This is a genomic window from Mycobacterium sp., assembly GCF_025965855.1.
In the GTDB taxonomy this organism is placed as follows: domain Bacteria; phylum Actinomycetota; class Actinomycetes; order Mycobacteriales; family Mycobacteriaceae; genus Mycobacterium.
The window spans coordinates 1-4,812 of record NZ_JAOPWB010000030.1 but is presented as its reverse complement, the minus strand read 5'-3'; the positions used below and the strand labels follow the sequence as shown (position 1 = coordinate 4,812).

Below are 4,812 nucleotides of genomic sequence, written 5' to 3'. Positions count from 1 at the left end.
CGGCGGGCCTTCCCCCGTATCGGTGAGATCTCCGGCTACTACGCCCAGCAGAACGCCGGCAAGCGCAACATCTGCATCGACCTCAATGTCGAGGGGGCACGCGAGATCGCGTTGCGGCTCTGCAATGAGGCCGACATCATCGTGGAGAACTTTCGCCCCGGCACCCTGGCCTCCTTCGGGCTGGGCTACGACGACGTCGCCGCGCGCAACCCTCATGTTGTATACGCTTCGATCAGCGGCTACGGTCAGCACGGCTCGTGGCGCGCACGCGCTGCCTACGCCCCAACAGTGCAGGCCGAGACTGGAATCACCGACATGTCGAACGCGCACTGGGGCACCCCGCAGGACCGTCCCCGCAGCGATTCGCTCTCACACGCCGATGTCTATTCCGGGCTGCATGCCGCGATCGCCATCCTCGCAGCGCTGAACGAGCGCGGCGTGACCGGCCGAGGCCAATACATCGACGTGGCGATGGCCGCGGTCATGCTGGCGGTCAACGAACGAGTCCACGTGGATTTATCCGATGCCGAACTTGGTGACGAGCCCCCCATCCTCGGGGCCACCGACTGCGTCTTCTTCATCGGACCCGACGGGAGACGGTTCATCAGCCCGTTAAGCCTAATCAGCAGCTTGTCGTTCCCGTTCTACCTGGCCGCCATGCGCCGACCCGACCTCGCCGGGGACCCACGCTTCGCCACACCGCAGGATCGGCGACGCAATCTGGAAGCTCTGCACGAAATCGTGCAGCGCTGGATCTGGACCTTCAGCGATATGGCGTCACTGGAAGCACAGCTCGACGAGGCGAAGATCCCCACCGGCTCGCTGCGCGACATCTCTGAATTCGCCACGACCGACTGGGCTACCCGATGGGGAGCCACTCGCACCGTGCCCGACGGCGCCGGCGCACGGATCACCGTCCCCGGCCGGCCCTGGCACTTCACCGGCGGCTCCAAGACGGATGAAAGCACCGATCCCGCCGAGACCGCCGACAACGGCCGCGAGCCCGACCGGCAGCCGGCCCGTCAGGGCGAGCACAACGAAGAGGTGCTGCACGAACTCGGCTACAGCGACGACGAGATCTCCGACTTCACCAACCGCGGGGTGCTGGTACACACCCGCGACACGCACTGAGTACCGGGAATCAGGACACCGCCACGCGCGGTGGCGCCACCGTTCCGTGGACCTTTAGCACGGCCTTAAACACAAAGGCGTTCAACGCATTACGAGAAGGGCGAGGGATTAGCTATGTCGAGGTGGCGGGTGGTGACAACCAATCGCTGTGAGCGCATGTCGGTTTTCTTGCGCACCAGCAGTTCTCACTTCCGTTGGGCGGTTGGTGTCGACGACGACGCGCCCGCTCCAATCGCTGACCACCGAGGCCAGTTCGGGTACCCGACCTCGGGTGGGCAGCCGGTCCGAGACAGGATCTGATCGCTCCCGTTTCTTCAGCAACGGGACAGCGCCGGTGCAGTGTTCGCGCCCGCCATCTCGGCGATCACGCTGGGCCTGGTAGGACCCAGGTTGCTGGCACCACGCATCGGCCGTAACGAGGCCTTCAACGACGCCGGGGCCTACCCGGCGGGGAGTGGCGCGCCCTAGAACCTTGAAGCCGGCGCACGTACCGCCGGCAGCACCAACGTGTCGATGACCTGTCGCACGAACTTGGCGTCGACGGTTTGTCCGCTGATGACCCGCATCAGTGCCATGGCGGTGAGTACGTCGGCGACGAGTGACCAGTCGCGATCACCCGATATCTCGCCGCGGGCAGCTGCGTGCATGAGTATCGCCGATATCATCCGTCGACCTCTGTTGAGCATCAGGTCGTCGAGGGCTGTAGCGAGTTCGGGGTCGTGCGCGGCCTCCACTGCGACGCGTAGCACCAGGTCGTTGGAGATCAGGTCGTCGTCGTTGCGGGCCGCGCGTTCGACGAGGAGTTCGAAATCGCCTGTGAGGCTGCCGGTGTCGGGGGCTTCGTCGCTCATCAGGTCGGGGCGCCAGTAGACGAGGGCATCTGTGATCAAGGCAGCCTTTGAGGACCAGCGGCGGTAGATTGCGGCTTTGCCGACACCGGCCCGCGCAGCGACGTCGTTCATGTTGGTGGCCTGGTAGCCATGCTCGGCGAGCGTCGCCAGAGCGGCGTTGAGAATCGCGGGATCGCGGGATCGGTCCAGTCGCCCCTCGGTGCGCTGGCGCAGTCTCGGTTTCGACTCTGCCATGGGTTTGGACTTGCTCGCTGATGACGACGTTGCCATGGACAGCTTGGCAGACCCGCGCTTGCGTTTCACGGTGTCGATCGTTGGAGGATCGGCGCGGTGTTGGCGTCCGCTTCGTATTGGTGTGTGGGTTTAGGCGGATGAGTGATCTTGAAGGTGTTCAACGGCCACCAGAACCAGCGTCCCAGCGCGGCGGCGATCGAGGGGGTCATGAAGGAGCGCACGATGAGCGTGTCGACCAGCAGGCCGATGCCGATGGTCATGCCCAGCTGGCCGACGACGCGCAGGTCGCTGACGATCATCGACATCATGGTGAACGCGAACACCAAGCCGGCGGCGGTGACCACGCGTCCGGTGGCGCCCATGCCGCGGATGATGCCGGTGTTGAGGCCGGCGTGGATCTCCTCCTTGAGTCGCGAGACGACCAGCAGGTTGTAGTCCGAACCCACGGCGAGCAGGATCACGATCGACAGGGGGATCACGATCCATTGCACGCCGAGTCCCAGGATGTCCTGCCACAGCAAGACGGACAGTCCACATGCGGTGCCTAGCGAGGCGGCGACCGTGCCGACGATGACCAGGGCGGCTACCACACTGCGGGTGATCAGCAGCATGATCGCGAAGATCAGGATCATCGAGGCGATGCAGGCGATCAACAAGTCGACGGTGACGCCGTTCTGCATGTCGCTATAGAGCGAGGCGGTACCGGCCAGTGAGACCTTCGCGTTCTCCAGCGGTGTGCCCTTGACGGCGTCGGCGACGGTTTCCTTGATCCCGGCGACGTGCTCAATGCCCTCCACCGAAGCCGGGTCACCCTGGTGGGTGATGATCAACCGGACGGCCTTGCCGTCAGGAGAGACGAACATCTTCAGGCCGCGTTCGAAGTCTGGGTTCTTGAACACCTCCGGCGGCAGGTAGAAGGAGTCGTCGTTCTTGGCTTCGTCGAAGTAATTGCCCATCAGCGTCGAGCCCTCCGCCAGTTCCTGCTGGTGGGCCTGGATGCCGGCCATCGTGCTGTGCGTGGCCACCATGAAGTCGCGCATCCTCTTCATGGACTCGATGGTCGGCGGCAGCGTCGCCAGCATTTGCGGCATCAACTGGTCGAGATGATCGAGACTCCCCGTCAGAACCTGCAATTGGTCGGCGAGCTCATCGATCCCGTCGAGAGTGTCGAAGACCGAGCGAAGCGACCAACAACTCGGAATGTCGAAGCAGTGTTTTTCCCAGTAGAAGTAGCTGCGAATAGGTCGGAAGAAATCGTCGAAGTCGGCGATATGGTCCCGCAACTCGTTGGTGGTGTCCACCATGTCGTGCGTTTGGGCGACCATGTCGTGGGTGGTGGCCGTGAGCTCCTTCATGATCTCGTACATGTGCTCCATGTTGGCGATGGTCTTGCTCAACTCGTCGGCCTGCTCGAGCATCTGGGCGGTGTTGTCGTTCTGAATCTTGGCCGTCTGCAGGGTGCCCGAGTTCTGCATGGCGATCTGGAACGGGATCGAACTGTGTTCGATGGGCGCCCCCAGCGGCCGGGTGATGGTCTGGACGCGCTCGATGCCATGCAAGTGGAACACGCTCTTGGCGACCCGGTCGATGACGAGCATGTCCGCCGGGTCGCGCAGGTCGTGATCGGCTTCCAGCATCAGCAACTCGGGATTCATCCGGGCTTGGGAGAAGTGCCGCTCGGCCGCCTTCATCGCGACGTTAGCGGGCATGTCGGTGGGCGTGAACTTCTCGTCGTTGTACTGCGGCACGTAGGTCAGCAGACTGACGAAGCCGATGATCGCGATCACCAGCGTCACGACGATGATGGGCACGGGCCAGCGGACTACGGCCGTGCCGACCTTGCGCCAGCCCCGCGTCGAGAGCTCCCGTTTAGCATCGAGCAGACCGAACTGGGACCCCACGGCCAGGATCGCCGGCGCCAACGTCAACGCCGCCGCCACGATCACCAGAAGCGCGATCGCGCACGGCAAACCCATCGAATTGAAGTACGGCAACGTGCACATGGTCAGACACATACACGCACCCGCGATCGTCAACCCCGAACCCAGGATCACGTGCGACACGCCATGGTAGGCCGTGTAAAACGCATCTTCCCGGTCCTGACCCGCCGACCGGGCTTCCTGATATCGGCCCAGCAGGAAGATCACGTAGTCGGTTCCCGCGGCGATGGTCAGCATCGTGACCATGCTCACCGCATACGGCGTCAGACCGATGATGTTCAAGTTGCCCGCGGTGGCCGTAACCCCTTGTGCCGCAAAGAGTTCGATACCAACAATCACCAGCGCCAGAATCGCGGTCACGCCCGAGCGGTAGACGATCAGCAACATCACCAATATGACGCCGATCGACACCAACGCCATCAGCTGGAGGCTCTTGTGCCCCGCGACGCTGACGTCGGCGTTGAGCACGGTGTTGCCGGCCACGTAGGCCTTCACCCCCGGCGGCGAAGGCACTGAGGCGACGATGTCGCGCACGGCGGCCACCGACTTCTTGCTGGGGCCGGTGCCCTGAGCACCGACGAGGAAGACCTGCACATAGGCGGCCTTGCCGTCCGGACTCTGTGAGCCCGCAGCGGTCAGCGGGTCACTCCAGAAGT

General features: G+C 63.8%; 3 protein-coding genes and 1 pseudogene. 2 read left to right on the top strand and 2 right to left on the bottom strand.

Annotation, left to right across the window (positions count from 1 at the left end; all coding sequences use genetic code 11):
* Positions 1–1,131: CaiB/BaiF CoA-transferase family protein (locus JWP83_RS02400; protein WP_297725420.1), on the top strand; the 1,131-nt coding region annotated here is incomplete at its 5' end.
* 330 nt (positions 1,132–1,461) lie between these two features.
* A pseudogene (locus JWP83_RS02395) lies at positions 1,462–1,587 on the top strand (hypothetical protein); the annotation flags it as partial.
* Between the two features lie 8 nt (positions 1,588–1,595).
* Here JWP83_RS02395 and JWP83_RS02390 read toward each other — a convergent pair.
* Entirely contained in the window at positions 1,596–2,216 is a 621-nt protein-coding gene (locus JWP83_RS02390) for a TetR/AcrR family transcriptional regulator (RefSeq protein WP_297725418.1), read from the bottom strand.
* A 65-nt stretch (positions 2,217–2,281) separates the two neighbouring features.
* Positions 2,282–4,812, bottom strand: a 2,531-nt coding sequence (locus JWP83_RS02385) for an RND family transporter (RefSeq protein ID WP_297725416.1), incomplete at its 5' end; no start/stop codon positions are given.